This is a genomic window from Blastococcus sp. SYSU DS0619, assembly GCF_054051035.1.
Genome location: NZ_JBJHAM010000014.1, coordinates 1 through 24,931, shown reverse-complemented (window position 1 = coordinate 24,931; position 24,931 = coordinate 1). Strand labels below are relative to the sequence as shown.

The window sequence follows — 24,931 nt, the reverse complement described above, 5'->3', positions numbered from 1 at the left end:
GCCCGCTGCCCCGGGGCGCGGACGGGACGCTTCCGGCGTGGGCTGCATCACAGGCCGACTCACCCGTTCGCACCAGGGAGCCGGCCTGCCGCCCGGCTCAGGCGCCGGCGGGCTCGCCCACGTGGGTCCGCACCCAGTCGACGATGTCCGTGGTGGTGGCGCCGGGGGTGAAGATGCCGGTGACGCCGAGCCGCTCGAGCTCGGGCACGTCCTCCTCGGGGATGATCCCGCCGCCGAAGACCACGACGTCGTCGACCCCGCGCTCGCGCAGCAGCTCGGTGAGCCGGGCGAACAGCGTCATGTGGGCGCCGGAGAGGACCGAGAGCCCCACCGCATCGGCGTCCTCCTGGACGACCGTCTCCACGATCTGCTCCGGCGTCTGGTGCAGGCCGGTGTAGACGACCTCCATCCCCGCGTCGCGCAGCGCCCGCGCGACCACCTTGGCGCCGCGGTCGTGCCCGTCCAGTCCCGGTTTCGCGATGACCACCCGGATGCGTTCGTCCACGGGTGGCAGCTTAGGAGTTCCAGCCCGCGGACGTGGCGCGGGTCACGTCCGCGACCGCCCGGCCCGCCACGCGACGAGGGTCAGGGCGAGCATCCCGAGACCGACCACGACCAGCCCGGCACCGGGGACCGTCCAGACCAGCTCGTCCGAGGCGATCGCGTCGCGCAGACCACCGAGCCCCGCGCCGAGCACGGTGACGGCGACGGCGAGCAGCCCGCCGACCGCGCCCAGCCGCGGGCGCAGCGACGGGGCGATGACCGAGCACAGCAGCAGCGTCCCGGCCAGGAGCAGGCCACCGAGCAGAGCGAGGCCGGGCCGTTCGAGGAGCGCCTGCGGCCCCTCGCGGGTCACCACGACCTCCAGGCCGGTCGCGGGGTCGGTGCGCAGCTGGCCGGGCACGTCGGCGGCCGGGAGGGCGAGGCAGAGTACGGCGGCGACCGCCAGCAGCACCGCCGCGCCGGCCAGCAGCGAGCGGATCGGGTCGAGCGCGCCACGGTCCTCCATCACGGTCCGCCCCCAGGCCGCCATGGCGACCACGCCGGCCACGACCGTCAGGACCAGCGCGACGATCCCCAGGATCCAGCCGGCGCCCACCTGGACGCTGCTGGTCAGCACCCGCTCCCCCGCCAGCACCTCGATCCCGGGGCGCGACGTGGAACTGCTGCCGCGGTAAATCTCGATCAGCAGCTCCCCCACCGCCAGCGCGCCGGCGACGGCCGCGTAGGCGAGGCCGAACTTGGGCACCGCGCGACGCAGCAGGGTCACCCCGACCGCCACGTGCACAGCGGGGACCAGGAAGGCGACCAGCGCATCGCCGAGCCCGCGGACGTGCCGCAGCTCCTCGCCGCCGACCACCAGGTACGTGGGCAGCGCGGCGGCGGCACCGGTGAGGCCGGTCAGGACCAGGAGCAGACCGCAGATGCGGACCGCCGGTGGGACGGTGCCGACCACCAGGCGGTCCTCCTCCGCCTCCGGCGACGCGGCCGCGCCCCGGGCGGCCCGGCGGGCGGTCGCTCCGGTGCGGTCGGTCCGAGCGCGGTCGTCGCGGGTGGACACGGCTCCCCCTTCGGCTGCGTGGTCACGAACAGGACTCGATCGGCGCCGAAGCGGTGACGTTCATGTGACGACCGCCACACCGCGGCATTACCTTCGGGTGAACGGAGCACACACCGTGCACCGCCGTCGGCGGGACGGCCGGAGCCGAACTCCGCCGACGGCTCCAACGGGGAGGGCAGCCATGCGCCCATCGAGCGACCTGGGCTCCGCTCCAGGGTGGCACACCGCGGCCGACGCCGAGGTCGCGCCACGGGGACTCCGGGCGCTGTGTTCGCCGACCACGCTGGCCGGCGGCCTCACCGAGCTGGCCTGGGTCGGCGCGCACGTCCTCATGTACCCGCTGGGCACCCGCATGGAGCAGCTCCGCCCGGATCTGCGCAAGCGGAACGGCGAGCAGCCGCCCGCGGTACGCGCGCTCTTCGCGGCCGACCCGCTGGCCGCCCGCGTCCCTGTCCTGCTCGTCCACGGGCTGGTCGACAACCGCTCCGTGTTCGCCGTCATGCGCCGCAGCCTGCGCCGGCGCGGCTTCGCGCACGTGTGCTCGTGGAACTACAGCCCGTTCCTCTCGGACATCGCCCAGGGCGCCGCCGACCTCGGCCGGCACATCGAGCGGATCTGCGAGCAGACCGGCCACGACCGGGTGCACGTCGTCGGCCACAGCCTCGGCGGGCTGATCGCGCGCTACCACGTGCAGCGGCAGGGCGGTGACCGGCGGATCGACTCGCTGGTGACGCTCGGCACCCCGCACCAGGGCTCGATCCTGGCGCACGTGGGGCCCACCCCGCTGGTCCGCCAGCTCCGCCCCGGATCCCCGGTGCTGCAGGAGCTCGAGGAGCCCGCCACGGGCTGCCGGACCCGGGTCACCGCCGTCTACAGCGACCTCGACCAGATGGTGCTGCCCACGAACTCCGCGCGCTGCGACCACCCCGACCTGGACACCCGCAACGTCCGCGTCCGGGGGGTGGGGCACATGTCGCTGCCCATCCACCGGGGGGTGCTCGACGAGGTCGCGGCCACGCTGGCCGGCGTCCGGGACGTCGAGGATCGGCACCACCCCGTCGCCGCCGTCGCCTGAGCCGCGGGATCGATCCGCACGTCCGGTACCGGGTCGACTCGGCGTCATCACGACTTGCAGCCATCGCGACACGCATCGTTCGGTGCTTGGTCGGGTCCTGACCCATCGTTACGGTTCGATCACGGCGCCGGGTCCTCCGGCGGACACCGCTCCGGCGACGTCCTCGCCGTCGTCGCTCCCCCGACGAACGCCTCCCGGCGCTCGCCGGGCCAGGTTGTCCGGGAAGGTTCGCCGTGTCTCGCAGCAGTGCAACGGTGCTGGAGAAGCCGGCTGCCGGGCTCGCCCACGTGCCCCGGCCCCGGATCGCCCCCGACAGCCAGGCGCCCGCGACCGCCCCCGTCCCCGCCGCCACCGACCAGCCCGCGACCCGCCGCCGCCTGCCGCACCCCCCGGGCCGCCGCGCCCCCCTGTGGCTCGCCGCGCTCGTCGCCGGCGCGGTCCTCGCCGGCGTCCCCGCCATGACCGGCTCCCCGGAGAACGTCTCCGCCAGCGCGTCGGACTACGGCCTCGGCGAGAGCACCGAGGTCAGCTTCGCCGGCGGCCTCGAGGGGGCCGACGCGCGACGGGGCATCACCGAGGCCGAGGCGCAGGCCCGGCTCAGCGAGCTGGCCGCCTCGCGCGCCGCCCGCCAGCCGAAGACCGTTGCCCCCACCCAGGGCACGCTCACCACCTGCTTCTGCCGGCGCTGGGGCACCATGCACTACGGGCTGGACCTCGCCGCCCCGCTCGGCACGCCGATCCTGGCCGCCACCGACGGCGTCGTCGTCCGGGCGGGCCGGGCCTCCGGCTACGGCAACGCGGTCTACATCCAGGACGCCGACGGCAACGTGCACATCTACGGGCACATGCGCTACTACGACGTCGCCGCCGGCGATCTCGTCACCGCGGGCGACCAGATCGCCAAGGTCGGCAACGAGGGCCAGTCCACCGGCCCCCACCTGCACTACGAGATCCACCGCGGCGGCATGAACGGCCGCCCGATCGACCCGCGCGCCTGGCTGGGCGAGCGCGGAGTGAGTGTGTAGCTCGAGGAGCGGGGCCCGGAAGGTCCCCGACGAGGGCCAGGAGCCGCGGCTCTTTGATCCGTCGGCCTCCGGCCGACACCGCGACCACGTGCCGTCCCCCGATGTATTGAGCGCGTCCTGCTCGCTCGTCGAGGACCCTCCGGGCCCTCTTCTCGGAGCACCTCGCAGGGCGCGTCCCGTCATGATCCGCGACCCGAGCGCGACCTCCACCGACTGCCGCGGCTCTCGACCTTCGTCGGGGGACCCTTCGGGCCCGCGCTCCTCAGGTCAGAGCTTCACGAGGGGGGCGTAGCGGAGGACGAGGCGCTTGGTGCCTCCGGAGCCGAAGTCGACCGTGGCCTGGGCCTTGTCGCCGACGCCGGTCACCTCCACCACCGTGCCCAGCCCGAACGCGTCGTGGCTGACCCGGTCCCCCACCTCGACCGAGATGACCTGCCGGTTGCCGGCGCCCCCGCGCAGGCCGCCGGTCGACAGGCCGGTGGCGGCCACCCGCGTCTGGGCCGACTTGTAGCCGGTCGACGGGGCGGGCACCGGGTCGGTGCGCTCCCAGTGGATGGTCTCGGCCGGGATCTCGTCGAGGAACCGGGACGGCGGGTTGTAGGCCGGCTGCCCCCAGCTGGTGCGCACCGTCGCCCGGGAGATGAAGAGCCGCTGCCGGGCGCGGGTGATCCCCACGTACGCCAGCCGGCGCTCCTCCTCCAGCTCGCGCGGGTCACCCAGCGCGCGCAGGTGCGGGAAGACGCCGTCCTCCAGCCCGGTCAGGAAGACGACCGGGAACTCCAGGCCCTTCGCCGTGTGCAGGGTCATCAGGGTGACCACGCCGGCGTCGTCACCGGAGACCGGGATCTGGTCGGCGTCGGCCACCAGCGACACCTGCTCCAGGAAGTCGGTGACCGAACCGCCGGGGTTGGCGGCCTCGAACTCGGCAGCGACCGAGATCAGCTCGTTGAGGTTGTCGACGCGGCCCTCGTCCTGCGGATCGGTGCTCGCCTGCAGCTCGGCGAGGTAGCCGGTGCGGTCGAGGATGCTCTCCAGCAGCGCCGCCGGGCCCGACCCGGTCTCCACCAGCTGCTCGAACTCCTCGAGCAGGGCGACGAACTCCTGCAGCGCCTTGAGCGAGCGGGTGGCCAGATCCGGCACCTCGGCGCAGCGCCGCAGCGCGGTGCCGAAGGCGATCCGCTCCCGGTCGGCGAAGGACTCGACGCAGGACTCCGCCTTGTCGCCGATCCCCCGCTTGGGCACGTTGATGATCCGGCGCAGGCTCACCACGTCGGCCGGGTTGGCGACCAGCTTCAGGTAGGCCAGCGCGTCGCGGACCTCCTTGCGCTCGTAGAACCGCACCCCGCCGACGACCTTGTAGGGCATGCCGACGCGGATGAACACCTCCTCGAACACGCGGGAGGCGTTGTTGGTGCGGTAGAAGACCGCGATGTCGGCGGGCCTGACCTCGCCCTCGTCGACCAGGGCGTCGATCTGCTCGGCGACCCAGGCGGCCTCGTCGTGCTCGTTGTCGGCGACGTAGCCCTCGATCAGCTCGCCGTCGCCGGAGTCGGTCCACAGGTTCTTGGGCCGGCGGCCGGTGTTCTTGGCGATGACGGTGTTCGCGGCCTTGAGGATCCGCTGGGTGGAGCGGTAGTTCTGCTCCAGCAGGATCGTGGTCGCCTGCGGGTAGTCGCGCTCGAACTCGTCGATGTTGCGGATAGTCGCGCCGCGGAACGCGTAGATCGACTGGTCGGCGTCACCGACGACGCACAGTTCCGCCTGCGGGACCGGGCCCGCACCGGTGCCGGTCAGCTCGCGCACCAGCATGTACTGGGCGTGGTTGGTGTCCTGGTACTCGTCGACCAGCACGTGCCGGAAGCGACGGCGGTAGTGCTCGGCCACGTCGGGGAAGGCCTGCAGCAGGTGGACCGTCGTCATGATCAGGTCGTCGAAGTCCATGGCGTGCGCCTCGCGCAGCCGCCGCTGGTAGAGCGTGTATGCCTCCTTGAGCACCTTCTCCGGCGCCGTCTGGGGGCTGAACGACTCCTCGTCGACGAGCTCGTTCTTGAGGTTGGACACCTGGTTGGACAGGCTCCGCCCGGGATAGCGCTTGGCATCCAGGTCGAGGTCGCGCGCGACCATCGTCATCAGCCGGATCGAGTCGCCCTGGTCGTAGATCGTGAACGACGACTTCATGCCCAGCTTCGCGGCCTCGGCCCGCAGGATGCGCACGCACATCGAGTGGAAGGTCGACACCCACATCGACCGCGCCCGCGCCCCGACCAGCGCGGCCACCCGGTCCTTCATCTCGCCGGCGGCCTTGTTGGTGAAGGTGATCGCCAGGATCTCCCCCGGCTGCACCCCCCGGGCGCCGAGCAGGTAGGCGATCCGGTGCGTGAGCACGCGGGTCTTGCCCGACCCGGCTCCGGCGACGATGAGCAGCGGGCTGCCCTCGTGGACGACGGCGTCCCGCTGCGGGCCGTTGAGGCCGGCGAGCATCCGGTCCAGCTCGCGACCGACCGAGCCGGGGGCGTTGCGCTGCAGGGCGGCGGTACCGGGGAGGGACTGCTGGACGCTGCTCATGCCGGGGCCCCCGCAGGGACGTGGTGCGCCGGCGGAGCGTCTTCGTGAGGTCGGTTCATCGCCCCGTCACTGTAAGCCGGACGGGTGACGGTCCCGGCGGCCACGGGACCAGCCGCACCACGCGTCCCGGTGCCCTCGGGCTGGCCCGGTCCGGCGCGGCTGTGCCACACTCGGCCCCGTGCTCGCCACCGTCAGCTTTTACTACGGCCACCGGGATCCGGTGTCCGTCACCGCTGGCTGAGCACACGCCGCAACAGACGCCCCGGGCCCGAGAGCCCGGGGCGTTTCTCGTTCTCGGGGTCCCGGGTCCACGAACTCCCGAGGACACCCCATGAGCACCCTCACCGCACCCCCCGCCGCCGGCCCGACCGCCCCCGATGACCCGGCCGAGCGGATCGGCGAGCTGCGCGGCGTGATCGACGCCTGCGACGCCGAGATCATCGAGCTCGTCCGCCGTCGCCTGGAGGTCTCCCGGGAGATCGGGGCGCTGCGCGCCGCGTCGGGCGGCACCCGGCTGTCGCTCTCCCGCGAGCAGCAGGTGCTCTCCCGCTTCCGCACGGAGCTCGGCCCCGACGGCGCCGCGCTCGGCATGGTGCTGCTGCGCCAGGGCCGCGGCCACCTCTGACGCCCGGCCGCCTCCGGGTCCCAGGGCGATCAGGGGCCGGCGCGCCAGACCATCGAGTCCTCGTCGTCCATGGCGGCGACCTCGAACACCCGGCCGGGGCAGGCGTCGTTCGCCTCGTCGGCCAGGTCGCGGCCCAGCTCCAGCGCCGCCCGGAGGTCCTCGGCCGTGCACTCGGTGGTCACCCGCAGCACCGCCCGGTCCGGCTCCCGCCACACCCGCAGCCCGGCGTCGTCCGGACGCAGGACCGCTCGGACGGCGTCGACGGCGTCGTCGTCCAGCGGGGCCGAGGAGCGGAGCGCGAGGGCGAGGGTGTACTCGGGCACGGGCCGAGTCTGCGGGACCGCCGTCGTCCCCGTGCCACCGCCCCGATGTCACGTCCGGGGCCGCTGTCCCGTCTCCATGGGGACACCGTCCCGTGGAGAGGAACCGACCATGGCCCGCATCCCCCTCGACCCGCCCCGCTCCCCCGTCGTCCGCCTCACCGAGTGGTACTCCCGGCGCACGTACGGCGCGGTGCTGGACCCGGGCGCCGCGATCGCCCACAACGGCCGCGTGCTGCGCACCTACGTGCGGCACGAGACGTCGCTGGCCCGCTGGAACCGGCTCGACCCGACGCTGAAGGCGCTGGCCGTGATGGCGTCGGCCGTGACCATCGGGTGCAGCTGGTGCCTGGACTTCGGCTACTGGGAGTCCACCCAGCGGGGGGTGGACCCGCGGAAGCTGCGCGCGGTGCCCCGCTGGCGCGACAGCGACGTCTTCTCCCAGCTGGAGCGGGACGTCATAGCCTACGCCGAGGCGATGACGACGACGCCGCTGCAGGTCACCGACGAGATGGTGGCCGGACTGCGGCGGCACCTCGACGACGCCGAACTCGTCGAGCTGACGATGATGGTCGCCGTGGAGAACTCGCGGTCCCGCCTCAACAGCGCGCTCGGGCTGACCAGCCAGGGCTTCTCCGACCGCTGCGCCGCGCCGGCCCGCACCTCCTGACCGCGCGCACCTCCGTGACCACGCCCCTCGCCGCCTTCGACCGGCACCGCCGGCTGCTGTTCTCGGTCGCCTACCGGATGCTCGGCATCGCCGCCGACGCCGAGGACGTCGTCCAGGACACCTGGCTGCGCTGGTCGGCGGCCGACCGCGGTGAGGTGGCCGACGAACGGGCCTACCTGGTGCGGATCGCCACCCGGCTGGCCCTGGACCGGCTGGACTCCGCGCGCAGCCGGCGGGAGAGCTATGTCGGCCCGTGGCTGCCCGAGCCGCTGGTCACCGGGACCACCCCCGTCGCGGGCGCCCCCGCCCCGCAGGACCCGGCCGACACGGCCGAGCTGGGCGAGGAGGTGTCGCTGGCGATGCTGGTCGTGCTGGAGACGCTCTCCCCCGCCGAGCGGGCCGTGTTCGTCCTCCGCGAGGTGTTCGGGCTGTCGGCGGCCGAAGTGGCGGAGGGACTCGGCCGCAGCGAGGCCGCCGTCCGGCAGATGGGGCACCGGGCGCGCGAGCACGTGCAGGCCCGCCGCCCCCGCTTCGAGCCCACCCCGGCCCTGCAGCGGGAGGTGACCGACCGGTTCCTGGCCGCCTGCGCCGGTGGGGACGTCTCGGCCCTGCTCTCCGTGCTGGCGCCGTCCGCCGTACTGGTGAGCGACGGCGGGGGCAAGGCGCGGGCCGCGTTGCGGCCGATCACCGGCGCCGAGAAGGTGGCCCGGTTCCTCCTGGCCATCGCCGCGACCGGCGCCGACCCGTCGTTCGTCGTGCTGCCGGCCGAGGTCAACGCGCGGCCCGGCATCGCGGCATGGCAGGAGGGACGGCCGTTCATGGCCGCGACCCTGGTGGTGTCCGCAGACGGCCTGGTCGAGCAGGTGCTGATCGTGCGCAATCCGGACAAGCTGGCCGGGCTCGGCGTCCTCCCGACGCCGACCTAGGCTCGGCCGCGTGACGCTCCCCCAGCCGCCGCGCCCCGCCGAGCACGTGGAGCGGGCGCTGTGCGTCCTGGCCCACCCCGACGACGTCGACTTCGGCAGCGCCGGGACGGTGGCCACCTGGACCGCCGCCGGCACGGAGGTCACCTACCTGATCGTCACCGACGGCGACGCCGGCGGCTTCGACGACACCCCCCGGCACGAGATGGGGCCGCTCCGGCAGGCCGAGCAGCGGGCGGCCGCGGCCGCCGTGGGCGTGACCGACGTGCGCTTCCTCGGGTACCCGGACGGCCGGCTGGAGCTCACCCTCGACCTGCGCCGGGACATCAGCCGGGTGATCCGGCAGGTCCGGCCGCAGCGGGTGCTCACCAGCTCGCCGGAGCGGTTCTGGGAGCGGATCGGTGCGAGCCACCCCGACCACATGACCGTGGGCGAGTCGACGCTGCGGGCGGTGTACCCCGACGCGCGCAACCCGTTCGCCTTCCCCGAGCTGCTGGCCGACGAGGGGCTGGAGGCCTGGACGGTGTCGGAGGTCTGGCTCGGTGCGAGCCCGCGCGCCGACCACGCCGTCGACGTGACCGACGTGGTGGACCGCAAGTTCGCCGCCCTGAGGAGCCACGTGACCCAGGTGAGCCACCAGCCGGCGGGCCGGCTCGAGGAGTTCGTCACCGCGTGGATGCGGCAGACCGCCGAAGGCCTCGGTCTGCCGGCGGGCCGCTTCGCCGAGGCCTTCCACGTGGTGCACACCGCCTGAGCCGGCGGCTCCGCTCAGCCGCCGCCGAGGACGAGCAGGGTGCCGGCGAACACGATGCCGGTGATCAGGCAGGTGATCGCGGTGAACCCGAAGATGTCCCGCACCCCCAGACCGGCGACCGCGAGCAGCGGCAGCGCCCAGAACGGCTGGATCATGTTGGTCCACTGGTCGCCGTAGGCGATCGCCATGGTGATGACGGCGGGATCGACACCGATCGAGTCCGCGGCGTCCAGGAAGATCGGCGCCTGGACGGCGAACTGACCGCCACCGCTCGGGACGAAGAGGTTGAGCAGGCCGGCCGACAGGAAGGCGAACAGGCCCAGGGTCCCGGGGGTGGCGATGTCGGAGAACCACCCGCTCAGCTGCGCCGCCAGCCCCGACGCGGTCATCATCCCGATGATCCCGGCGTAGAGCGGGTACTGGAGCAGCACCTCCCCGACCGTGCGCACCGCCCCGCCGACGAGCTCCGCCAGCTCGGCCGGGCTGCGCACGATCAGCAGGATCGCGGCGAGGAACGACCAGTTGACGATGTCCAGGGTGAGGTCGAAGCCCTCCTGGGCGAAGTAGACGCCGAGGTAGACCAGCAGGGCGACGCCGGGGACGAGGGTGACCAGCCGCGAGGCCTCCATCCGCTCGGCCGGGGTGCCCGGGGTGGTCAGCGCGATGTCGGGCTCCTCGGTGCCCAACCGCTCGGGCAGCTCGACGATGCGGTCCCTGCCCTTGGGCGCCAGCAGCATGACCGTGCCCACGATGGCGGCCACGGCGACGACGATCGCGATCAGGTTCCACGGCGAGTAGACGGTCTCGCTGATCGGGATGGTGCGGCCGATCGCCTCCTCGACGAAGCTGCCCGGGGTCGCCGCGGCCAGCGGGCCGGTGGCGCTGTAGCCCATGTGCCAGACGGCGAAGCCGGAGTAGGCGCTGGCGACCAGCAGCGGGTAGTGCAGCTGGGTGCCCCGGCGGCGGGCGGCCCGGCCGACCTCGAGGGCGATGACGCCGCCGACGACCAGCCCCAGCCCGAAGCTGATCAGGGAGGCGACGGCCGACACCAGGGCGACGAAGGCGTACGCCGCGCGGGGACTCTTGGGGATGTCGGCGATGCGGGTGAGGCCGGCCTTGACCGGCCTGGTGAGCGCCAGCGTGTAGCCGAGCAGGAGCACGAGGGCCACCTGCGTCATGAAGGCGAGCAGCCCGGACAGGCCGTCGCCCCAGGCCCGGGTCAGCTCGGCGGGACCGATGTCACCGAAGATCAGCGCGAGGACCGCGACGATCACGGTCAGGACGACCGCGAAGACGAAGGCCCCCGGCAGGTACCGCTCCACGCCCGCGACCAGCGGGCGCGACAGGGTGCGCAGCATGCCGACCGTCCTCTCCTCCGGGCCTGCACCGGCAGGCCTGCAGTGGTGTCGGCCACATGCTTATCGGAGGTGCACGGGAGCGGCCATTCGTCGGCCGGTCAGAGCAGCCGGCCGGTCAGAGCAGCCGGTTGGTCGCCGCCCACCGGGTGAGCTCGTTGCGGTTGGACAGCTGCAGCTTCCGCAGCACGTTCGAGGCGTGCGACTCGACCGTCTTCACCGAGATGAACAGCCGGGAGCCGATCTCCCGGTAGGTGTAGCCACGGGCGAGCAGCTGCATCACCTCGCGCTCCCGCGCGCTGAGCAGGTCCAGCCCGGGATCGGTGGCCTCCGCCTCCGGCTCCGGTGCCGCGGCGCCGCCGGCGGCGAAGGCGTCGAGCACGAACCCGGCCAGCCGGGGGCTGAAGACGACGTCGCCGTCGGCGACCCGGCGCACGGCGTCGAGCAGGTCGGGCCCGGAGATGGTCTTGGTGACGTAGCCCCGGGCGCCCGCGCGGATGACCGCGATCACGTCCTCGGCGGCGTCGGACACCGAGAGCGCCAGCCACTTCACGTCGGGCAGCTCGGTGCGCAGGGTCTCCAGCACCGTCCGGCCGCCGCCGCCCGGCATGTGCACGTCCAGCAGGACGACGTCCGGACGGGTGGCCCGGATCCCCTCGACGGCGGAGGGGACGTCGGCGCCCTCCCCGACGAACGTGACGTCGCCGCCCAGCTCGGCGCGCACGCCGGCGCGGACCATCGCGTGGTCGTCGACCACGAAGACGCGCGGGGCGGTCATGTCTCTCCTCTCGGGAGCACCAGCTCCACCTCGGTTCCCTCGCCGTGCGCGGACCGGACGACGGCGGTACCGCCCAGCCGCGCCAGCCGGCCGCTGACGGAGTCCCGCAGCCCGCGGCGGTCGTCGGGCACCGTGCCCGGGTCGAAGCCCTTCCCCCGGTCGCGCACGAACACCGACACCCGGTCGGGCGTGACCTCGGTGTACAGGTCGGCCACCGTGGCGCCCGAGTGCTTGGCCGCGTTGACCAGCGCCTCCCGGGTGGCCGCGCCCAGGGCGACGATGTCCTCGTCGGCGGGGGCGTCACCGACGACGACCGGCTCGATCTGCAGGTCGTGGTCGGCCTCCACGTCGGCCACCATCTGCGCCACCAGGCCGGCCCAGGTGCCGCCCTCGCGGACCACCTTCGGGTCGTACAGCCAGGCGCGCAGCTCCCGCTCCTGACCGCGGGCCAGCCGGCTGACCGCCTGCGCGTCCTCGGCGTGCCGCTGGATCAGGGCGAGCGTCTGCAGGACGGAGTCGTGCAGGTGCGCGGCGACGGCGGCCCGCTCCTCCGAGCGGACGCGCGCCGAGCGCTCCTCGGCGCGGGAGGCGAGGAGGCGACGCCAGATCGGCGCGGTCGCCAGCACCACGCCGGTGAGGATGACCAGGGTCGCGGCGAAGCCGTTGCGGGCGTTGGCGAGCTGGCCGGTCGTGGCCAGCAGCAGCACGAGGCCACCCGCGGCCAGCGCCGCACCACCGGCCAGCGCCCACCGGACGCCGGGGAGGCTCAGCGTGCGGTCGGTGTCCAGCTGGCGCCAGATGACGGCCAGGCCGACGGCGACCACGACGAGCGGCACCGCCAGGCTGTCGCTGCTCAGGCTCGCCAGCTGACCGAAGACCGTGGCGGCGGCGATCCCGAGGAGGACCAGGGTGAGCAGCTGGCCGCGGCCGGTGGAGTGTTCCAGCCGCACCGTCCCCGGCGTCGGGTCCTCGCCCGGCGCGGCCACGGACATGGTCAGCCACAGCAGCGCGTACAGGACGACACCGATGCCGAAGCTGGCCAGGACGACGAAGGCGACCCGGACGATCAGCGGGTCCTGGCGCAGGTGCGCGGCGGTTCCCGCGGCGACGCCGGCCACCAGCCGCCCCGACCGCGGGCGCACCAGCGGCGGCCGCGCGGCGGACGGGCCGGGCGGCGCTCCGGTCGCAGGGGTGGTCACGTACTCGATCGTCGCACCGTCGACCGCGCCTCGGACACCGGTGATCACCCTGGAAGAGCAGTCGCCGGCGATCCAGGGTCGGATGGGGGCGTTCCCTGATGGATCCTCGGCCACCTGATCGGCAGGCTCTGTGCCATGACCTCCGCACCCCCTCCCGCGGCTCCCCCTCCCCTGCCGCCGATGGAACCGCCGTCCTGGCCGCCGCCCCCGCCGGAGGGGCCGCAGGCGGTCCGCCCGCAGCTGCGCCGCAGCCAGACGGACAAGATCCTCGGCGGCGTCAACGGCGGCCTGGCCGAGTACACCGGCATCGACGCGCTGCTGTGGCGGGTCGGCTTCGTGGCCCTGACCCTCGCCGCGGGCACCGGCGTCATCGTGTACCTGCTGCTGTGGGCGCTCATGCCGGCTGGCCCGCCCGCCGCCGGGGCACCGGGCACCCCCGGCGCTCCCGTGGTGCAGCAGCCGGCGGCCCCTCGGTCGCCGGTCCCCCGCATCACGGTCGCCGCCCTGCTGATCCTGCTCGGGCTACTGGCGATGATCAACCACTTCACCGGCTGGGACATCGGCGGCCGCGGCGTCCTCGGCAGCGCGCTGGTGGTCGTCGGTCTCGGCCTGGTCGCCTCCGCGTTCACCGGGCGCCGGAACGGGCGGGGCGGCCTCATCGCCCTGGGCATCGTCCTCTCGGGCGTCCTGTTCGGCGTGTCGACGGTGGACATGTCCGGGTCCGGCGGGGTGGGTGAGCGCAGCTACCGGCCGGCCACCGCGGCGGAGGTCCGCTCGCTGTACGAGATCGGTGCCGGCGAGATGACGGTCGACCTGAGCGACGTGGACCTCTCCGAGGTGGACGAGCCGATCCGCACCACGATCGAGCACGGCGTCGGGGACCTCACCGTCATCGTGCCGGAGTCGGCGGACGTCATCGTGCGGCTGGACCAGGGCATCGGCGACGCCCGGGTGTTCGGCGACGACGATGCCGACGACGGCCGGCTCGTCCCGGGCACCGGCTCGGCGGCCTGGACGGATGACGACCAGGCCGAGTTCCTCCTCACGATCGACTTCGGCGTCGGAGACGTGGAGGTGTCCCGTGGCTGACTACAGCGAGTTCCCCACCACCCCGACCGCCTGGCAGGAGCAGCAGCTGCGGGACTGGCAGACCGTGACCCCGCTGTCCACCGAGGACACCCCCGAGCCGCCCCGGCGGTCGGTCGACCGGCCGGCCCTGGCCTTCGGGATCGTGTTCATCGTCCTCGCGGTCGTGCTCATGGCCGGCGTGAGCATCCCGATGGGCATCGTGGAGGACGGCGGGTTCGTCTGGTTCATGCTGATCGCCGGCGGGGTGTCGTTGCTGATCTCGGAGCTGAAGAAGACCCGGCACCGGGGGCGCTGAGCAGGGGTGCGGACGTCACGAGGGCCCGGGAGCTGCCGCTCCCGGGCCCTCGGCGCGTCCGGTCAGCCGCTGGCGAAGACCAGGGCGACCGTGCCCGCGTAGACCAGCGGGATGGTGACGCCCTCGAACCCGATCCACTTCCGGTCCCGCATGAGCAGGCCACCGGCCAGCACCGCGATCATCAGCACCGTCCCGCCCAGCAGGACCAGGCTGGTCGGGCCCGCGTCCCGGTAGATGGGCCCCTCCAGGTAGGCCACGTCGGCCACCGTGATCATCAGGACGTCGTAGACGTTGCCGCCGATGATGTTGCCGACGCCGAGGGTCAGCTGACCCATCCGCACGGCGGTGAGCAGCACCACCAGCTCGGGCAGGGAGCTGATCCCCGTCGTCAGGGTGAACCCGACCAGCCCGCTGTCCAGCCCCGTCGCCGCCACCACGCCCAGTCCGGCCTGGCCGACGATCCAGCCGGCCACCCCGACGAGCAGCCCGAGCCCGGCGAGGCCGGCCCAGAGGCGGCCGGTCGAGCGGGCGTCCCCGTCCTCCTCGCCGTCGCCGTCGGCGTCGCTGTGGCCGTCGCCGTCCACGGTCTGGTCGGTCTGCGTCGGCACCCACATCGGTGCCTCCCGCATCCTGCGCAGCAGCCGCAGCCCGTAGGCGTAGAAGAGCGGGATCAGCAGCGTGACCGGGTGGATCCAGCCCAGCCGCAGCCCCGGCGTGGCGTAGCCGATGACCGGCACCGCCAGCAGGGCCATGAGGATGACCGCCTGCATCACGTTCTCCAGCGACGCGCTCGCGTGCTCGAGATTTACCCGGCGGTAGAGCAGGTCGGCGATCGCCAGCCAGACCGTCTGCAGGGCGATCCCGCCGATCGGGTTGCCGAGCGCGAACCCGGGATCGCCCTCCAGCGCCCCGGTGAGGACGGTGACGTTCCCGGGCAGCGACGTCACGGCACCGAGCAGCAGCGCCCCGCCGACCGCGTCCCCGAGCCCGGTGCGCTCGGCGAGTGCGTCGGCGATGCGGGTCAGGCGGACACCCGCGACCACGATGACCACGGCCATGGCGACCAGCGCGAGCAGGCTCGGGACGAACGGCCACGCCGAGGTGGTCACCGTTCCCCCCGCTTCACCCTCGACGCCGTCCGGTCTCCCACCCCAGCACGGAGCGGGCCGGACGGCGAGCCGGACCACCCGTCCGGGGGTCGGCGAGGGGTGCAGCGATGACCATCACCGGCCACCGTCCGCGTCCTGGCCGGGACCGGCACCGCCCATCCCGGCACAGCCGTCGCGACCGTCTCAGCCGTCACCGTGGGCCCATCGGCGGGGGCGGCCCGCCCCTACGCTCGGTCCCGGGGCACGGTCGAGCACTGCGGGGCCGCCCGAGCCGGCGATCCCCGATGGAAAGGCGCACGCGGCCCTCACATGTTGCGAACCACCTCATCCCGCTACTGGCCCGTCGTCGCGGTCGCCGCACTCTTCGCCGTCTCGGTCCTGCTGCGTCTGCCCTCGCTCGGCATGGACCCGATCCAGAACTCCGGCTGGACGCCGTACCAGCGGCTGAACAACGCCAACGTGTGGATCCACAACCAGTACGTGCTCGAGGTGTACGGCAGCAATCCGATCGCGGGGCACAAGTTCGCCTCGTACATCGGCGCGGATCCGCAGTTCCTGCGCAACGCGGCCCTTCCTCAGCTGACCGTGTACACCTCCTTCCCCTCCACCCACTTCGTCGTCCTGCACCTGGTCCTGAATGCGCTCGGCCTGGGCACCACCTATGCAGCGAGCCAGGTGTTCGGCCTCCTGCTCCACGGGCTGAGCGTGGCGCTCGTGGCGTACCTCGTCCTCCTGCTCACCCGGAACAAGGTCATGGCCGTGACGGGGGCGGCCATGTACACGTTCTCGACCGGAACGCTCTGGTACCACATGCACGTCTACTGGTCCCACGAGCTCCTGGTGCCGGTCTTCCTCGCCGCCCTGATCATCTTCGTCCGGCGGGCCGGTCGGCCGCGCTGGTGGCAGGCCCTCCTCATCGGCGGGGCCATGACCGCCGTCACGTGGACGGGCGCCGTCGCCGCCGTGGGGTGGTCGCTCTACGGGCTGTACAAGCACCACCGGACGAAGGACCGGGCGTACCTGGCCAACTTGTTCGCAGCGGTCGGTACGGCGGTGTCGCTCGTGCTGATCACCGCGCACGTGCTGGTCACCACGGGCGCTACCCCGCTCGCCTACCTCCGCGCGCTCCTGAACCGGGCCGAGGTCCGGTCGGCCGTCGGCGCCCAGGAGGGTTTCGCGCTGCTGAGCTGGCGGTTCGTCAACGCCCTCGTCCTCGACTACGGAGGGTTCTTCCTCGCCGCGCTCGTCGTCGTGCTGATCGCGGGGCGCATGCTCACGACGTTCCAGTGGGAGGTGGTCCTCGTGGCCGCCTTCCCGCTGCTCGAGTCCTTCGTTCTCCTCGAGCACGACTTCTGGTACGGCTTCGGACGACTCAAGTGGCTGCTGCCCGCGATCCTGCTGACCTGCCTCGCGGGCGCGAACCTGAGCCGGCGGGGCAGGTCGGTCCTCGTCCTGACGGTGGGCGCCGCTGCGCTGGTGCACGTCGGGCTGTACTTCGTCGTCTTCGACCTGGCGCCGGTGGGTTCCTGAGTCGCCGCTACGCCGGCCGCGCAGGGGGCCGGCGTCGAGCCCGCCACGACTGTCCGCATCCGGCGCGTCGGAGCCCCGATCAGGTGACCGGAGGCCCCGTCTGCGCCGACGCCGGGGCGGCCACGCGCGCGCAGAAGTCGAGTGCCCGCGTCCACAGCACCTCGGTGGCCGCCGCGTCGTACTCGGCCGGCAGGCTCGGGTCGGTGAACAGGTGGCCGGTCCCCGGGTGGTCGTGGACGTCGATCACGGCGCCCGCGCGGCGGGCATCGGCGACCACCGCGTCGATCCACTCCTGCTGCCGGAACGGGTCACCCTCGGTGTAGTGCAGCTGGGCGGGCAGCCCCGACGGCCAGCGATCGGCGCCCAAGATCTGCAGCGGCAGCGCGCCAGAGAAGAGCAGCAGGCCGCCGCACCGCCGCTGCGTGGCGACGAACTCCGCCATCCCCGCACCGTTGGAGAAGCCGGCGGCGATGAACCCGTCGGGCAGGTCCTGCACCGCCGCCACCGCCCGGGACATCAGCGCGGGAAAGCCGACGTCCGCCACGTACGCACCGGCCTCGCCGTAGTCGTCGAAGACCCGCCCGTCGTACTGGTCGACGACGAGCACCTCGTGCCCGGCCGCACGCAGGCGGTCGGCGGCGTCGGTGATCCCCGGCCGCACGCCGAGGACGGAGTGGAAGAGCGCGATGTCGGTCATGGGAACACCGTGCCGCGCACCTGGTGACACCGTCCTGTCACCGTCTCTGCCACGATCCGCCGCATGAACCGCACGGACCGGATGCACGCCGTCTCCGAGGAGCTGCGTCGCGCCGGTGCACGGGGGCGGACGGCGCAGCGGCTGGCCGACTGGCTGGAGGTCTCCCCCCGCACGATCAAGCGGGACGTCGCCGCGCTGCAGCAGGCCGGGGTGCCGATCTGGGCGACCGCCGGCCCAGGTGGCGGTTACGTGCTCGACGCGGCCGCGACGCTGCCGCCGGTGAACCTCACGCCGGCGCAGGCGGTGGCGCTGGCGGTCGCCCTGGCCGGGGCGTCGGAGGCCCCGTTCGCCGCGGACGGCCGGGCCGCGCTGGAGAAGGTCCTCGACGTCATGGGGCCGGGCGCACGGGAGACCGCCCGGGAGCTCGGCGGCCGGGTCTGGGTGCGGGGCGAGGCCCGGGGGCGGCCCGCTCCCGCGTCCGTCGTCGAGGAGGCGCTCCTGCGACGGCGCGTGGTCGCCATCCGCTACCGGGACGACGCCGGAGAGGTGTCCCGCCGGCGGGTGGAGCCGCACCTGCTCGCCCGCACGGGCGACCGCTGGTACCTGATCGGCTGGTGTCGGCTGCGCGACGCCCCGCGGTGGTTCCGCTGGGACCGCATCGAGGCCGCCGATCTCACCACCGAGACGGCGCCCGCGCGCGATCCCGGGGCGTTCGGCACGCCGCCGCCCGACGCGCACGCGGTGCGCGCCCCAGCCTGCCCCTGACCCCGCGACTCAGCGCGAGGCGGCCGGGCAGCGGCGTCCCGCTACTCCCACTCGATGGTGCCCGGGGGCTTGCTCGTCACGTCGAGGGTGACCCGGTTGATCTCCTCGACCTCGTTGGTGATCCGGGTCGAGATCCGGGCCAGCACGTCGTAGGGCAGCCGGGTCCAGTCGGCGGTCATGGCGTCCTCGCTGGACACCGGGCGCAGCACCACCGGGTGGCCGTAGGTGCGCCCGTCGCCCTGGACGCCGACCGAGCGGACGTCGGCCAGCAGCACGACCGGGCACTGCCAGATCTCGTCGTCCAGCTTCGCCGCGGTGAGCTCCTCCCGGGCGATGGCGTCGGCCTTGCGCAGCACGTCGAGCCGCTCGCGGGTGACCTCGCCGACGATGCGGATGCCGAGCCCGGGGCCGGGGAACGGCTGGCGCTGCACCAGCCGGTCGGGCAGGCCGAGCTGCCGGCCGACCTCGCGCACCTCGTCCTTGAAGAGCGCGCGCAGCGGCTCGACCAGGCTGAAGGTGAGGTCCTCGGGCAGCCCGCCGACGTTGTGGTGGCTCTTGATGTTCGCCGTCCCGCTGCCACCGCCGGACTCGACGACGTCGGGGTACAGCGTGCCCTGCACGAGGAAGTCGACGGTCTCGCCGTGCGCCTGGGCGTCGGCGACGACGTCGGTGGCCGCCTGCTCGAAGACCCGGATGAACTCGCGGCCGATGATCTTCCGCTTCTCCTCCGGGTCGCTGACCCCGGCCAGCGCGGAGAGGAACTGCCCGCTCGCGTCGACGACCCTCAGGTCCGCTCCGGTGGTGGCGGCGAAGTCGCGCTCGATCTGCTCGGTCTCCCCCGCGCGCATCAGCCCGTGGTCGACGTAGACGCAGGTGAGCTTGTCGCCGATCGCCCGCTGCACGAGCGCCGCAGCCACCGCGGAGTCGACCCCGCCGGACAGCGCGCACAGCGCCCGCCGGTCCCCGATCCGCTCGCGGATCGCCGCCACCTGCTCGTCGACGACGTTGCTCATCGTCCAGGTCGGCTCCAGGCCGGCGATGTCGAACAGGAAGTGCTCGAGCACCGTCTGCCCGTGCGCGGTGTGCCGCACCTCGGGGTGGAACTGCACGCCGGCCAGCCGCCGGTCGACGTCCTCGAAGGCGGCCACCGGCGCACCGGTGGAGGTGGCGGTGACGGTGAACCCGGGGGGTGCGGCGGAGACGGCGTCGCCGTGGCTCATCCAGACGTTCTGCTCCACCGGCAGCGCCCCGAACATGCGCGACTGCGTCGTGACCGTCAGCGGGGTGCCGCCGTACTCGCGGTCGCCGGTGCGGGACACCGTGCCGCCGAGCGAGGCGGCCATCGCCTGGAAGCCGTAGCAGATGCCGAACGCCGGCACCCCCGACTCGAACAGCGTGGGGTCGACCTGCGGGGCCTCGGGCGCGTAGACGCTGGACGGGCCGCCGGAGAGCACGATCGCGGCCGGCTTCCGGGCGACGATCTCCTCGGCCGGCACCTGGGACGACACGATCTCCGAGTAGACCCCGGCCTCGCGGATGCGTCGGGCGATCAGCTGGGCGTACTGGGCGCCGAAGTCGACGACCAGGACGGTCGGGAAGTCCACGCTCAGCCGCCGATCACGAGGTCGACGCGCTGGAACTCCTTGAGGTCCGAGTAGCCGGTCTTGGCCATGGTGCGGGCGAGCGCCCCGAACAGGTTGGTGCGCCCGTCGGCGGACTCCGCCGGGCCGAGCAGCACCTGCTCCAGGGAGCCGGCCGGCTCGATCTGCGCCGAGGTCGCCCCGCGTGGCAGCCGCGGGTGGGCGGCCACCGAGTCCCACCAGACGCCGCCGCCGGGGGCCTCCGCGGCGACGCGCAGGGGCTCCCCCAGCTGGACGGCGTCGGCACCGCAGGCCAGCGCCCGGGCGATCCCGCCGCTGGTCTCGATCCGGCCGTTGGCGATGACGTGCACGTACCGGCCGCCGGTCTCGTCGAGGTAGTCGCGGCGGGCCGCCGCTGCGTCGGCGATCGCGCTGGCCAGCGGCACCCGGATGCCCATGACGGAGTCCGTCGTGGAGTACGTGTCCGCGCCCACGCCGACGATCACGCCGGCCGCGCCGGTGCGCATGAGGTGCAGCGCGGTCGTGTAGTTCGCCGCGCCACCCACGATCACCGGGACGTCGAGATCGGCGATGAACTCCTTGAGGTTCAGTGCGTCACCCTGGCTGGTCACGTGCTCGGCGGAGACGATCGTGCCCTGGATGACCAGCAGGTCGACGCCGGCCGAGAGCGCGGCCGGGGCCAGCTGCTCGGTGTGCTGCGGGGAGACCCGGATCGCCGTGGTCACCCCGGCGTCGCTCATCTCCTTGATGCGCGCGGTGATCAGGTCGGCCTTCACCGGTTCGGCGTAAACCTTCTGCAGCAGCGCCACGGGCGGGGCGCCGGCCGCGGCGGCCTCGGCGAGCTCGCGGTAGACCGGCGCCGGGTCGTCGTAGCGGGCCCACAGGCCCTCGCCGTTGAGCACCCCCAGGCCACCGGCCCGGCCGACGGCGATCGCCGTCGCCGGGCTGACGACGGCGTCGCTCGGGCTGGTCACCAGCGGGATGTCGAACCGGAAGGCGTCGATCTGCCAGGCGGTCGAGACGTCATCGACGTCGCGGGTGCGCCGGGACGGGACGATCGAGACCTCGTCCAGGTCGTAGCCCCGGCGGGCGAAGCGGTTGAGGCCGATCTCGACGGTGTCGCGCACGCTCACGGTCAGCGCCCCCGGTAGTTCGGTGCCTCGACGGTCATCTGGATGTCATGGGGGTGGCTCTCCACCAGCCCCGCGGAGGTGATGCGGGTCAGCTGACCGCGCTCCTTGAGGTCCGCGATGGTCGCCGCACCGGCGTAGCCCATGGAGGCCTGCAGCCCGCCCACGAGCTGGTGCGCGACGCCGGCCAGCGCGCCGCGGTAGGGCACCTGGCCCTCGATGCCCTCGGGGACGAGCTTGTCGTCGGAGAGGACGTCGTCGGCGAAGTACCGGTCCCGGCTGAAGGACTGGTTGCCGCGCTTCTGCATGGCGCCCAGCGAGCCCATGCCGCGGTAGGTCTTGTACTGCTTGCCGTTCATGAAGACCAGCTCGCCCGGGGCCTCCTCGACCCCGGCGAACAGCCCGCCGATCATCACCGTGTCGGCGCCGGCGACCAGCGCCTTCGCGATGTCACCGGAGTACTGCAGCCCGCCGTCGGCGATGACCGGCACCCCGGCCGGCCCGGCCGCCAGCCACGCCTCGTAGATCGCGCTGATCTGCGGGACGCCGACGCCGGCGACCACGCGGGTGGTGCAGATGGACCCGGGCCCGACACCGACCTTGACCGCGTCGACACCGGCGTCGACCAGCGCCTGCGCGCCGGCGCGGGTGGCGACGTTGCCGCCGACGACCTCCACGCCCGCATCGCCGCCGAAGTCCTTCTTCACGCGGGCGACCATCTCCAGCACCGCGCGCTGGTGGCCGTGCGCGGTGTCGACGACGAGCACGTCGACACCGGCGTCGACCAGGAGGCCGGCCCGCTTGTAGGCGTCCTCGCCCACGCCCAGCGCCGCGCCCACGACCAGCCGGCCGTCGGCGTCCTTGGTGGAGAGCGGGAACTGGTCGCGCTTGACGAAGTCCTTGACGGTGATCAGCCCGCGGAGCCGGCCGGCGTCGTCGACCAGCGGCAGCTTCTCGATCTTGTGCTGGGAGAGCAGGCTCAGCGCGGTGTCGGCGTCCACGCCCACCGGGGCGGTGATCAGCGGCATCGGCGTCATGACGTCGCGCACGAGCCGGTTCATGTCGGTCTCGAACCGCATGTCCCGGTTGGTGACGATGCCCAGCAGGACGCCGTCGGCGTCGACGACCGGCGCACCCGAGATGCGGTAGCGCGCCGAGAGCGCGTCGACCTCGGCGAGGGTGTTCTCCGGCGAGCAGGTGACCGGGTTGGTGACCATGCCGGCCTCGGACCGCTTCACCAGGTCGGCCTGGCCGGCCTGCTCCTCGGCGGAGAGGTTGCGGTGCAGGACACCCATGCCGCCGACCCGGGCCATGGCGATCGCCATGCGCGCCTCGGTGACGGTGTCCATCGCGCTGGAGAGCAGCGGCACGGCCAGCGTGATCCGGCGGGTCACGCGGCTGCTCGTGTCCACCTCGGCCGGGACGACGTCGGACGCCCCCGGGATGAGGAGGACGTCGTCGTAGGTGAGCCCGAGGCGGGCGAACTTCGCCGGCAGCTCGGGCACGGAGTCGGGCTGCATGTGCGCGGCCACCCTTCGGGGCAGATCGGGTCGGACACCGGCCGCCGCACCTCGCGGGCGCGCGGGACCTGAGGACGATCGTAGGCGGCGGGGCGCGACGGGCGGTGCGCCGCCTGTTCGGCGGCTACCGTGTGACCGTGTCTCCGTTCGACGATGCCTCCGGACCGGACTTCGGTCCGGCCGACGGCTCCGGTCCGCCGCCCCTCACGATGGAGGAGCGCGCCGGGGTCCTCGACGACCTCGCCGAGCTCGAGGTCTTCCGCACCCTCCTCGAGCCCACCGGCATCAAGGGCATCGTCGTGGACTGCCCCGACTGCGAGGAGGAGCACCACGTCGACTGGGCGCTGATGCAGGCCAACCTGCGCCAGCTCCTCGACGAGGGGCAGACCGGCCGGCACGAGCCGCCGTTCGACCCCGACCCCGACGACTACGTCAGCTGGGACTACGCCAGCGGCTACGCCGACGGTGTCGCGGCGCTCGCCGAGCGCGACGAGCCCAGCGGCCGACGCACCGGCCGCCACGCCCGCGACGACTGAGCTGTGACACTGCGGTCCTCCGGACCGCACCGCGGCCGGGTGCCGTCCCCCAGCTGAGCTGAGCACGTGCCGGGCGCCGAGAACTGGGAAGTCGGGCTCGGACGCGGTGTTCAGGGCCCGACTTCCCGGAACTCGGCCGTCGGCACGGCGCGCAGGCGGACGAGAACGCACGTCGAGGGCCCTCTCCCGGCTCGGGAGAGGGCCCTCGGCGTGCGTTCGTCGGCCGGGCGGCCGTCAGGTCATGATGCCGCGGCGGAAGCCGGTGGCCACCGCCTCGGCGCGGTCCTTGGCACCCAGCTTGCGGAACAGCCGCCGCGCGTGGGTCTTGATGGTGTCCTCGGACAGGTAGAGCTCGCGGCCGATCTGCGCGTTGCTCTTGCCCTGGCTCATGCCGGTGAGCACCTGCATCTCCCGCATCGACAGGCTCGCCTGCGGCGGCACCTCGCGGACGGTCGAACGCACCGTGGTCGGGGCGGAGCCGTTCAGCGGGGCGGCGCCGCTCCACGCCGGCACCGGCTGGGGCGCCTGCTGCGGGATGCGTCCGCCGTCGGCGCGCAGCCCGACGCGGGAGAGGCCGAGGCCCATCTCGATCGCGGTCGCGTCCCAGCGGAGGTATCCCCGGGCACCGAAGGCGACGGCGGCCCGGACGCTCTCGGCGTCGTCGGGGGCACCGAGCACCAGCACCGGCAGGCCCGGGTGGGCCCGCAACGCCTGCGTGGCGGCCGACAGGCCGGTGTCGACGGCGCGCTGGGTGCCGACGACGAGGACGTCGGGGGTACGGGTCGCCAGGCGGGACATCAGCGACTGACCGTCCCCGACCACCTCGACCCGGCCGACGAAGGGCAGGGCGACCAGCCGCGAGGCGACGTCGTCCCGGACCCGCCGCCGCTCGTCGTACACCCACACGGTCGCGCCGTGCACGGGTGCACGCATCCTGTCCTCGATCACGCCTGCTCCTCACTCCTCCCGGCCGCACGGCGGACGGGTCCCCCACCGGCCGGGAAGCGCCCGGCCGGGTGTCGCTCGGGCGGAGGACCCCACCCGGGGTCCGCCGCCTCTGCGCAGGTCACGGGGCCGTCCGGGTTGATCCCCCGCCCGGACGTCGACGCGACCTGGAGCCACAGTGAGCGACTCCCGACCGGGGGAACAGACGCCCTCACCCCCCGGGGTGAGCGGCACCGGGGGGCGGTGACGCAGGGCACACCGCAAAAAGTTGCGAATCGGCTGTGTTTGACGGCGGGACGCCGAGGGCACCGGGCCCCTTGCAGCCGGACAGCCCCCTCCGGCTCGATAGAGTCCTGGAGGAGACATGGCCGACATCCGCAGACTCCCGACGCCCGTCGCCGAGGTCTGGGACTGGCAGCTCCACGGCGCATGCCGTGGCGAGAACACGTCCCTCTTCTTCCACCCCGACGGTGAGCGCGGGCCGGCCCGGGCGCGACGGCAGAGCGCGGCCAAGGCCGTCTGCGGTCGGTGCCCGGTCCTCGACGCGTGCCTCAAGCACGCCCTCGCCGTGCGCGAGCCGTACGGCGTGTGGGGCGGGATGAGCGAAGAGGAGCGGACCCGGCTGATCGCGGCCGAGCCCGCTGCGGTCGCCGCGGGGGTCTGAGACCCGCAGAACGAACGAGAGGGCCCGGTCCAGGAGATTTCCTGGACCGGGCCCTCTCGTGTGCGTGCTGCACGGCGCGCGGTGCCGCGTCCTGGCTCACCGCACGGGGTCCTGGGGGGGCGGGGGGGGGGTGCGCGGGCCCCCGCCCCCCCCGGCCCCGGACCAAGGCGGGGGGGGCGGGCGTGGGAGCGGGCGGGGGG

General features: G+C 73.7%; 25 protein-coding genes. 12 read left to right on the top strand and 13 right to left on the bottom strand.

The window, feature by feature from the left end:
* Nucleotides 1–97 precede the first annotated feature (97 nt).
* On the bottom strand, nt 98–505 hold the full coding sequence (locus ACI79T_RS15025; RefSeq protein WP_269192854.1) for a cobalamin B12-binding domain-containing protein: 408 nt from the start codon (nt 503–505) through the stop codon (nt 98–100).
* A 42-nt stretch (nt 506–547) separates the two neighbouring features.
* The gene (locus tag ACI79T_RS15020) at nt 548–1,561 is read right to left on the bottom strand and encodes a hypothetical protein (RefSeq protein WP_456610877.1); all 1,014 of its coding nucleotides are present in this window, start codon (nt 1,559–1,561) and stop codon (nt 548–550) included.
* Between the two features lie 181 nt (nt 1,562–1,742).
* Between ACI79T_RS15020 and ACI79T_RS15015 the strand changes: the two genes are divergently transcribed.
* Both ACI79T_RS15015 and ACI79T_RS15010 read left to right on the top strand, forming a co-directional pair.
* Nucleotides 1,743–2,636 carry an esterase/lipase family protein gene (locus ACI79T_RS15015; protein WP_456610876.1) on the top strand — a complete coding sequence of 298 codons (894 nt, stop codon included), beginning with the start codon at nt 1,743–1,745 and terminating at the stop codon, nt 2,634–2,636.
* A gap of 233 nt (nt 2,637–2,869) precedes the next feature.
* Complete coding sequence (locus ACI79T_RS15010; protein ID WP_456610875.1) at nt 2,870–3,661, top strand: M23 family metallopeptidase; 792 nt, start codon at nt 2,870–2,872, stop codon at nt 3,659–3,661.
* A gap of 267 nt (nt 3,662–3,928) precedes the next feature.
* On the opposite strand, the gene pcrA is transcribed toward ACI79T_RS15010, so the two are convergent.
* Nucleotides 3,929–6,226, bottom strand: coding sequence for a DNA helicase PcrA (gene pcrA / locus ACI79T_RS15005; RefSeq protein ID WP_456610874.1), 2,298 nt, complete (start codon nt 6,224–6,226; stop codon nt 3,929–3,931).
* Between the two features lie 331 nt (nt 6,227–6,557).
* Between pcrA and ACI79T_RS15000 the strand changes: the two genes are divergently transcribed.
* Nucleotides 6,558–6,851 (top strand): chorismate mutase, encoded by a 294-nt coding sequence (locus tag ACI79T_RS15000; RefSeq protein WP_456610873.1) that lies wholly within the window; start codon nt 6,558–6,560, stop codon nt 6,849–6,851.
* Between the two features lie 29 nt (nt 6,852–6,880).
* Here the strand turns inward: ACI79T_RS15000 and ACI79T_RS14995 are convergent, their stop codons facing one another.
* Nucleotides 6,881–7,174, bottom strand: coding sequence for a hypothetical protein (locus ACI79T_RS14995; RefSeq protein ID WP_456610872.1), 294 nt, complete (start codon nt 7,172–7,174; stop codon nt 6,881–6,883).
* A gap of 109 nt (nt 7,175–7,283) precedes the next feature.
* Here ACI79T_RS14995 and ACI79T_RS14990 point away from each other — a divergent pair, with 109 nt between their 5' ends.
* The 3 genes from ACI79T_RS14990 to ACI79T_RS14980 are packed head-to-tail and all read left to right on the top strand — an operon-like array spanning nt 7,284 to nt 9,518.
* A complete protein-coding gene (locus ACI79T_RS14990) occupies nt 7,284–7,841 on the top strand; it encodes a carboxymuconolactone decarboxylase family protein (RefSeq protein ID WP_456610871.1) in 558 nt (185 codons plus the stop codon).
* A 14-nt stretch (nt 7,842–7,855) separates the two neighbouring features.
* Nucleotides 7,856–8,767, top strand: coding sequence for an RNA polymerase sigma-70 factor (locus ACI79T_RS14985; protein ID WP_456610870.1), 912 nt, complete (start codon nt 7,856–7,858; stop codon nt 8,765–8,767).
* A gap of 10 nt (nt 8,768–8,777) precedes the next feature.
* Nucleotides 8,778–9,518, top strand: a complete 741-nt coding sequence (locus ACI79T_RS14980; RefSeq protein ID WP_456610869.1) for a PIG-L deacetylase family protein — start codon at nt 8,778–8,780, stop codon at nt 9,516–9,518.
* 14 nt (nt 9,519–9,532) lie between these two features.
* Here ACI79T_RS14980 and ACI79T_RS14975 read toward each other — a convergent pair whose 3' ends face one another.
* The 3 genes from ACI79T_RS14975 to ACI79T_RS14965 all read right to left on the bottom strand — a co-directional run bounded on the left by ACI79T_RS14975 (nt 9,533) and on the right by ACI79T_RS14965 (nt 12,850).
* Nucleotides 9,533–10,876: a short-chain fatty acid transporter gene (locus ACI79T_RS14975; protein WP_456610868.1), complete on the bottom strand. Its 1,344-nt coding sequence runs from the start codon at nt 10,874–10,876 to the stop codon at nt 9,533–9,535.
* A 115-nt stretch (nt 10,877–10,991) separates the two neighbouring features.
* Nucleotides 10,992–11,651, bottom strand: coding sequence for a response regulator (locus ACI79T_RS14970; protein WP_456610867.1), 660 nt, complete (start codon nt 11,649–11,651; stop codon nt 10,992–10,994).
* On the bottom strand, nt 11,648–12,850 hold the full coding sequence (locus tag ACI79T_RS14965) for an ATP-binding protein (RefSeq protein ID WP_456610866.1): 1,203 nt from the start codon (nt 12,848–12,850) through the stop codon (nt 11,648–11,650). The genes ACI79T_RS14970 and ACI79T_RS14965 overlap by 4 nt, the downstream gene beginning before the upstream one ends.
* A gap of 180 nt (nt 12,851–13,030) precedes the next feature.
* On the opposite strand from ACI79T_RS14965, the gene ACI79T_RS14960 reads away from it, so the two are divergent.
* Nucleotides 13,031–13,939 carry a PspC domain-containing protein gene (locus tag ACI79T_RS14960; protein ID WP_456610865.1) on the top strand — a complete coding sequence of 303 codons (909 nt, stop codon included), beginning with the start codon at nt 13,031–13,033 and terminating at the stop codon, nt 13,937–13,939.
* Nucleotides 13,932–14,234: a hypothetical protein gene (locus ACI79T_RS14955; protein WP_456610864.1), complete on the top strand. Its 303-nt coding sequence runs from the start codon at nt 13,932–13,934 to the stop codon at nt 14,232–14,234. Before ACI79T_RS14960 ends, ACI79T_RS14955 begins: the two co-directional genes overlap by 8 nt.
* A 62-nt stretch (nt 14,235–14,296) precedes the next feature.
* Here ACI79T_RS14955 and ACI79T_RS14950 read toward each other — a convergent pair whose 3' ends face one another.
* Nucleotides 14,297–15,343: a sodium:calcium antiporter gene (locus tag ACI79T_RS14950; RefSeq protein ID WP_456610863.1), complete on the bottom strand. Its 1,047-nt coding sequence runs from the start codon at nt 15,341–15,343 to the stop codon at nt 14,297–14,299.
* 309 nt (nt 15,344–15,652) lie between these two features.
* Here ACI79T_RS14950 and ACI79T_RS14945 point away from each other — a divergent pair, with 309 nt between their 5' ends.
* A complete protein-coding gene (locus ACI79T_RS14945; protein ID WP_456610862.1) occupies nt 15,653–16,873 on the top strand; it encodes a hypothetical protein in 1,221 nt (406 codons plus the stop codon).
* Between the two features lie 79 nt (nt 16,874–16,952).
* Here ACI79T_RS14945 and ACI79T_RS14940 read toward each other — a convergent pair whose 3' ends face one another.
* Entirely contained in the window at nt 16,953–17,570 is a 618-nt protein-coding gene (locus ACI79T_RS14940; RefSeq protein WP_456610861.1) for a dienelactone hydrolase family protein, read from the bottom strand.
* Between the two features lie 63 nt (nt 17,571–17,633).
* Here ACI79T_RS14940 and ACI79T_RS14935 point away from each other — a divergent pair, with 63 nt between their 5' ends.
* The gene (locus tag ACI79T_RS14935) at nt 17,634–18,335 is read left to right on the top strand and encodes a helix-turn-helix transcriptional regulator (protein WP_456610860.1); all 702 of its coding nucleotides are present in this window, start codon (nt 17,634–17,636) and stop codon (nt 18,333–18,335) included.
* A gap of 41 nt (nt 18,336–18,376) precedes the next feature.
* Here ACI79T_RS14935 and guaA read toward each other — a convergent pair whose 3' ends face one another.
* The 3 genes from guaA to guaB are packed head-to-tail and all read right to left on the bottom strand — an operon-like array spanning nt 18,377 to nt 22,586.
* Nucleotides 18,377–19,939 carry a glutamine-hydrolyzing GMP synthase gene (gene guaA, locus ACI79T_RS14930; RefSeq protein ID WP_456610859.1) on the bottom strand — a complete coding sequence of 521 codons (1,563 nt, stop codon included), beginning with the start codon at nt 19,937–19,939 and terminating at the stop codon, nt 18,377–18,379.
* 2 nt (nt 19,940–19,941) lie between these two features.
* Nucleotides 19,942–21,063, bottom strand: coding sequence for a GuaB3 family IMP dehydrogenase-related protein (locus ACI79T_RS14925; protein ID WP_456610858.1), 1,122 nt, complete (start codon nt 21,061–21,063; stop codon nt 19,942–19,944).
* A gap of 8 nt (nt 21,064–21,071) precedes the next feature.
* Nucleotides 21,072–22,586, bottom strand: a complete 1,515-nt coding sequence (gene guaB / locus ACI79T_RS14920) for an IMP dehydrogenase (protein ID WP_456610857.1) — start codon at nt 22,584–22,586, stop codon at nt 21,072–21,074.
* 137 nt (nt 22,587–22,723) lie between these two features.
* Here guaB and ACI79T_RS14915 point away from each other — a divergent pair, with 137 nt between their 5' ends.
* The gene (locus tag ACI79T_RS14915) at nt 22,724–23,122 is read left to right on the top strand and encodes a DUF5319 family protein (RefSeq protein ID WP_269192835.1); all 399 of its coding nucleotides are present in this window, start codon (nt 22,724–22,726) and stop codon (nt 23,120–23,122) included.
* 234 nt (nt 23,123–23,356) lie between these two features.
* Here the strand turns inward: ACI79T_RS14915 and ACI79T_RS14910 are convergent, their stop codons facing one another.
* Complete coding sequence (locus ACI79T_RS14910; protein WP_456610856.1) at nt 23,357–24,070, bottom strand: response regulator transcription factor; 714 nt, start codon at nt 24,068–24,070, stop codon at nt 23,357–23,359.
* A gap of 361 nt (nt 24,071–24,431) precedes the next feature.
* Between ACI79T_RS14910 and ACI79T_RS14905 the strand changes: the two genes are divergently transcribed.
* Nucleotides 24,432–24,731 carry a WhiB family transcriptional regulator gene (locus ACI79T_RS14905; RefSeq protein ID WP_456610855.1) on the top strand — a complete coding sequence of 100 codons (300 nt, stop codon included), beginning with the start codon at nt 24,432–24,434 and terminating at the stop codon, nt 24,729–24,731.
* Nucleotides 24,732–24,931: the final 200 nt, after the last annotated feature.

What these genes read in the sequence shown, in the direction of transcription:
- ACI79T_RS15000 (WP_456610873.1), top strand. Translation starts at nt 6,558, where the DNA reads ATGAGCACCCTCACCGCACCCCCCGCCGCCGGCCCGACCGCCCCCGAT.
- ACI79T_RS14960 (WP_456610865.1), top strand. Translation starts at nt 13,031, where the DNA reads ATGGAACCGCCGTCCTGGCCGCCGCCCCCGCCGGAGGGGCCGCAGGCG.
- ACI79T_RS14940 (WP_456610861.1), bottom strand. Translation starts at nt 17,570, where the DNA reads ATGACCGACATCGCGCTCTTCCACTCCGTCCTCGGCGTGCGGCCGGGG.
- ACI79T_RS14905 (WP_456610855.1), top strand. Translation starts at nt 24,432, where the DNA reads ATGGCCGACATCCGCAGACTCCCGACGCCCGTCGCCGAGGTCTGGGAC.
- ACI79T_RS14990 (WP_456610871.1), top strand. Translation starts at nt 7,284, where the DNA reads ATGGCCCGCATCCCCCTCGACCCGCCCCGCTCCCCCGTCGTCCGCCTC.
- pcrA (WP_456610874.1), bottom strand. Translation starts at nt 6,226, where the DNA reads ATGAGCAGCGTCCAGCAGTCCCTCCCCGGTACCGCCGCCCTGCAGCGC.
- guaB (WP_456610857.1), bottom strand. Translation starts at nt 22,586, where the DNA reads ATGCAGCCCGACTCCGTGCCCGAGCTGCCGGCGAAGTTCGCCCGCCTC.
- ACI79T_RS14945 (WP_456610862.1), top strand. Translation starts at nt 15,653, where the DNA reads ATGTTGCGAACCACCTCATCCCGCTACTGGCCCGTCGTCGCGGTCGCC.
- ACI79T_RS14975 (WP_456610868.1), bottom strand. Translation starts at nt 10,876, where the DNA reads ATGCTGCGCACCCTGTCGCGCCCGCTGGTCGCGGGCGTGGAGCGGTAC.
- ACI79T_RS14970 (WP_456610867.1), bottom strand. Translation starts at nt 11,651, where the DNA reads ATGACCGCCCCGCGCGTCTTCGTGGTCGACGACCACGCGATGGTCCGC.
- ACI79T_RS14935 (WP_456610860.1), top strand. Translation starts at nt 17,634, where the DNA reads ATGAACCGCACGGACCGGATGCACGCCGTCTCCGAGGAGCTGCGTCGC.
- ACI79T_RS15015 (WP_456610876.1), top strand. Translation starts at nt 1,743, where the DNA reads ATGCGCCCATCGAGCGACCTGGGCTCCGCTCCAGGGTGGCACACCGCG.